The organism is Candidatus Phytoplasma pruni (genome assembly GCF_013391955.1).
In the GTDB taxonomy this organism is placed as follows: domain Bacteria; phylum Bacillota_I; class Bacilli_A; order Acholeplasmatales; family Acholeplasmataceae; genus Phytoplasma.
In genome coordinates, this window is sequence record NZ_JABUOH010000042.1 from 1 (window position 1) to 5,405 (window position 5,405).

The following is a 5,405-nucleotide window of genomic DNA, read 5'->3' on the forward strand; positions in this document are numbered from 1 at the left end:
TAACATTTAAAAGACTCTCTCCATTAGAGAGTCTTTTCCATTTCACTTGCAAAAAAAAAAAAAAACGTATAATTAAACCATATTTAAAAATAAAAATTTAAAGGAGATATTTTTCAAATGTTACCAAAACCATCAAATCCAAATAAAAAAATCTTTATTATTGTCGCTGTTGTTATAACTGCTATTATTGTTGCAATTGCGGGATATTTTATTGTTACAAATACGAAATCTAACGAGCCTAATTCTCCAACCGAAAGAACTCCCAAACCTAAAAATCCAAAAAAGCCGAATGCAGACAACTATGATCAATATTTAAAAGACCAGCATGATGCCTTTTTGGAAAACCTAGAAAAAAACCACAAAAATGATAACGAATTGGAAGATATAAAACAAAAAAATGATCAATGTTTAAAAGATTACAAAGCTGCCACTTCAGAAGAAAGAGAACAAGAAACTCAAAAATGGGACCAAAAATTTAAAGACAGAGCAAAAATTAAAGAAATTCAAGATGCTATGGTCCAAGCTAATTTAGATTATATTGAAGAAAATAAACAAAAAGAAATGGACAAAATGGACCAAAAGAGTGCAATATTTAAACAAAAACAAAGAATCACAAGGGAGAACGGAGCAAAATCAAGACTTCAACAACGATTTGAATTTCAAAACAAAAATCCTAACTCGGGAAATTACAACAATGAATCCTGGAATGATTTTTTAAAAAAACATAATCAAAAAACAGAAAACACCGACGGTTCCTATTCCATCACCGACTACGGTCAGCAAGAAGGCAGCGTTGTCAAAATAACAGACTATTTCAACGACAATTCCATCAAACGAATCATCGAAAGCGACTCCCAAACGGGTAAACTTGCCAAAGAAACCGTCTACAAAAATAATGGCTTAATTTCCTGCATCACCGAATGTAATCCCTATACTGAAAAAATTACCAAAGAAGAGGGGTATTATGATAATGGTTCTATTAAATTCATCACTGAATACGCCGCCGATTTACAACCAACCAAACACACCTCCTATCACCTCAACGGTTCTATGAAATACAGCCGAACTTTCAAAAATAACGAACATGCCATCATATTTGCCGACAAACTTTCTTCCGTAACAACGTTAAATGAGAACAATAAAAAAACCAAAACCATCAAATATAACCCTGATGGCGTCGCTTCCTACATCGCTGAATACGATCCCGAAACAGACAAACAAATTAAATACACCTCCTATCATCCTGATGGTTACGTTGAATACATTTTTGAAAAAGGTCCCCAAACAGGCAATGAAGTTAAGTACGCCGAATACAACTCGGATGGTTCTATCAAATACCAAATCTAACCATTATTTCAAAGACTCTAATTTTTTAGAGTCTTTTTCTTTTTTTACAACAAAAATATCTCAAAAACTTGCAAAAAAAAAAAAAACGTATAATTAAACCATATTCAAAAATAAAAATTTAAAGGAGATAATTTTCGAATGTTACAAAAACCATCAAATCCAAATAAAAAAATCTTTATTATTCTTACCGTTATTATAGCCGTTATTATTGTTGCAATTTCGGGATATTTTATTGTTAAAACCATGAATGATAACGACTCCCCTGAAACAGAAAACAAACCAAAAGGTCCTAAAAAGCAGAATGAAAAGCCATTACATAACCCGGCAGATTTCCAAGTTGATTCAACGGATGAATTGTCAAATGAACAACTCCATATACAAACAGAACAAAAAACTATTATTGACCCAGAAAACCCTAACATTGAAATCAGAGAAACTAAAAATATATTCGGTCATAAAATAATTATAAAATGGGATATAAAAAATCAACAAATAATTCAAAAAACTACCTACAGATCCAACGGTTCCATCGACTGTATTTACGAATACGACCCTCAAACAGGCAAAAAAACCAAACACACAGATTACCGCCCTAACGGTTACATTTATTGCATCGCCGAATTTGATCCTCAAACCGGCCACAACATCAAATACACCCAATACAACACTGACGGCACCATTTTCAACATCACCGAATCAGACTCACAAACCGGCAACCGCATCAAATACACCGTCTACGACTCTGAGGGCGCAACCAAATCCTACACAGAATATAATAAAACAAACGACAAAAACACTAAAACCACAGTTTACAACACCGACGGATCCATCGAATCCATCACCGCATATGATCCCCAAAATGGCAACCAAATCGAAAACATCTACTACAAGTCCGACGGCACCATTAAATTAATCATCAACTACAACTCCCAAACTGACAAAAAAACCAAAACCACTTTCTTTCAGTCCAACAACTTACTCGACAACATCAAAGAATACGACTCCCAAACCGGCGATTTTATCAGTAAACGTGATCCCTCAGATTTAACTCTTGCAGAAATACAAACCATTATACAAAAAACACAAAAAGCCCTCCAAGAGTATCAAATTGCTAAAAAAACGGTCAAAGTCAACCCTAATAACTCTAAGCCTGTAACAGAACGAACTCCTAAAAAAGAAACACCAAATTCTAAAGGACCACAAATAAAAAACCTACAACCAGTAGAACAAGAAGGCGTTTCTGACGAAGAAAACGACGGACAGGATGAAACCGACGAAGGCGAAAAAGAACAATCAAAAAAAACCGAAAAAACGTCAAATAAAGGTGAAATCCCGCAGAAAAAAACAGAACAACCCCAAATGATAGAAAAAGAATATAATTCTGACGAAGATGCGCAACCGATCCAACAGTCAACAACAAATGAACAAAAAGGAAGCGAAGGTGCAACAATACCAAAATCAACACTAACCGCCACGCCCCACGCCCCGGCAGATTCCACAGATGATCAAAATGATGAATTGTCAAATACACAGCCACATCCGCAGCCAGAATCAAAACCTATTATTGACCCAGAAAACCCTAACATTGAAATTAGAGAAACTAAAAACATATTAGGCAATAAAACAATTATAAAATGGGATATCCAAAATCAACAAATAATTCAAAAAACTACCTACAGATCCAACGGTTACATCGACAACATTTACGAATATGACTCCCAATCCGGCAAAAAAACCAAAAACATCCAATACAACTCCGACGGTTCACTCAACTATATTTACGAATATGACTCCCAAACCGAAAAAGAAACCAAAAACATCCAATACAACTCCGACGGAACCCTCTGGTACATTTACGAATACGACCCTCAATCAGGTAAAAAAAACAAAGAAATCAATTACAACCTTGACGGCTCCCTCGACTATATCACCGAATTAGATCCCCAAACCGAAAAATGCACCAAAAAAACCTCCTACCGCGTCGATGGTTCCCTCGAATGCATCTCCGAATATGATTCCATCACCGGTAAAAACAACAAAACTACCTGGTATGAAACCGACGGATCCCTTGACGACATTTACGAATATGACTCCCAATCTGGCAATCGCATCCGTAACCTTAAACCCTCGGATTTAACCCCCGAAGAAAGAAAAACCGTCGAACAAGCGCGTCAACTCGCCCTCCAAGAATATCAATCTACCAAAAACAACAAAAAACCCTAAAACCCTAACACACTAGGGTTTTTTTATTCTCCAAAACTATTACAAAAAAATATATAATAAATACAGAAACTTTTAATATTAAAAATACCTGAAAAGAGGAAACAAATGAAAATAAAACGCAAAAACATATTAAATTTTAGTATTTTACTATTGAGTTTGATCACTGTATTATTAGGAATATGGAAAGGATATGACAAAGGTCAGCCTTATTTATCTTTATATTTATTCACACGGCAAACTGTTTTAATCGTTTTCATTTCTTTATTATTAAATTTCATCAATTCTATGAAAACCAATAGTTCTTCAAAAATAACCAAAATACTAACTATTTGGCATTTTATTTGTTTAATCAATTCTTTTATGATGTTTGTGATGTATTTAAAAGTTGCAAATCCCGAAGAATATAAAAAAATGACTCCGTTTCAATATTGGGTCTCTTTTTTAGAACACAAAATATTGCCTATCGTTTTTATCATCTATTATTTTTTCCTGGATAAAACGGCTTTAAAATTAAAACAGTTTTATCTAGGTTTGTTTTATCCCTTCCATTATTTTTTAATAGCTCTTATTGTCGGTAAACATGTTAAAAAATATCCTTATGGTTTTTTAAATTTAATCAACACTAATATGTTGAAATTCGCTTTATATATAACAGGAATAACTCTTTTTATCGTTATTATGTCTTTATTATCTATTTATCTTAAAAACAAAATCTTAAATAAAAAAGTACCATCTAAAGGTGATTTGTAGAATATTAATGAAAGATAGTCTTTGTTTATATAACTAAAAATAGGTTTAAAAAAACAACAAAAATATATATATAATAATCCAAAGAAACTTAAATGTTTTATAAAAGACAAGGTTTTCCATAATCGTTAAATTAAGATATAAATCGGTTGTTAAATAACAAAAAATAACAAACCAAATCCATAACAAAAAACTTTTAAAAACAATGAGAGTGAAGAGTTAACGTATTGTCTACTGATAATCAAAATGAAAAAAATCCAATCGATAATATTTTTTTTCAATAAAAATTCTCAAATTATTGTAAAAAAACGTATAATAAAAACATATTCAACTAAAGAAAGATCTTTGTATGAAATTAAAACAAATAATAAACTCTAAACCATTTATCATTTTATCCATTCACGTTCTCTTATTGTCTTCTATTATTGGTTATCTTATTTTAAAACCTAAAACAAAGATAAACGAGCTTGATCCCGATACTCAAAAAGAAACCGAATTAAAACAACCTAGCGACGCTACAGAATACCATACAGCATTGAAAAAATGGCTAACAAATTCTCCTATTAGAAAAGTAGAATACACAGCCGAAGAGATTAGAAAAATATTAGGTAGGTCTCAAAAAGTCCTTTACGAACCAACAGGGGCAAAAAATGACTACACTTATAAAGAAGGACTTTTTTGGGACAGTTGGCAAATAAACGGTGTAGAATGCAATACCAAAATTTATCAATTATACAACACCACTCCTCCTCCGATTGCGCCTGATTCAATAACAACTGTTAAATATTATGATAACGGATCGCATTTGTTGGTTGAAGAAAAAGACTCTACTTCGAATAAAACAGTAAAAGAAACCCTCTACGACCTCATCACCGCCTCCCTTCACTCTGTAACTGAATACGACCCTGGAACAGGGAAAACAAAAAAAATAACAACTTATTACTCCATCGGAACGCGTCTATGCGAGGAAAAATATGATTTTCAAACAGGAAGCTCAATCGAAACAACTTATTATAACTCAGATGGTATAATTCCAGAAGATAAAAAAAAGAAATAGACCCTAAATATTCTTTAGGGTCTATTTCTTT

At 32.7% G+C, this 5,405-nt stretch carries 4 protein-coding genes; all 4 read left to right on the forward strand.

Annotated elements, in window-relative coordinates; translation table 11 throughout:
- Positions 1-117: 117 nt before the first annotated feature.
- The 4 genes from HR065_RS01530 (at position 118) to HR065_RS01545 (ending at position 5,374) form a co-directional block, all read left to right on the forward strand.
- Positions 118-1,347, forward strand: coding sequence for a DUF2963 domain-containing protein (locus tag HR065_RS01530; protein WP_178734162.1), 1,230 nt, complete (start codon positions 118-120; stop codon positions 1,345-1,347).
- Positions 1,348-1,485: 138 nt separating this feature from the next.
- Positions 1,486-3,570 carry a DUF2963 domain-containing protein gene (locus HR065_RS01535; protein WP_178734163.1) on the forward strand — a complete coding sequence of 695 codons (2,085 nt, stop codon included), beginning with the start codon at positions 1,486-1,488 and terminating at the stop codon, positions 3,568-3,570.
- 105 nt (positions 3,571-3,675) lie between these two features.
- Entirely contained in the window at positions 3,676-4,320 is a 645-nt protein-coding gene (locus HR065_RS01540) for a hypothetical protein (protein ID WP_178734164.1), read from the forward strand.
- Between the two features lie 346 nt (positions 4,321-4,666).
- Positions 4,667-5,374, forward strand: a complete 708-nt coding sequence (locus tag HR065_RS01545; RefSeq protein WP_178734165.1) for a hypothetical protein — start codon at positions 4,667-4,669, stop codon at positions 5,372-5,374.
- Positions 5,375-5,405 lie beyond the last annotated feature (31 nt).

Excerpts from the sequence above, each read along its gene's own strand:
- HR065_RS01535 (WP_178734163.1), top strand. The coding sequence starts at position 1,486 with ATGTTACAAAAACCATCAAATCCAAATAAAAAAATCTTTATTATTCTT.
- HR065_RS01545 (WP_178734165.1), top strand. The coding sequence starts at position 4,667 with ATGAAATTAAAACAAATAATAAACTCTAAACCATTTATCATTTTATCC.
- HR065_RS01540 (WP_178734164.1), top strand. The coding sequence starts at position 3,676 with ATGAAAATAAAACGCAAAAACATATTAAATTTTAGTATTTTACTATTG.
- HR065_RS01530 (WP_178734162.1), top strand. The coding sequence starts at position 118 with ATGTTACCAAAACCATCAAATCCAAATAAAAAAATCTTTATTATTGTC.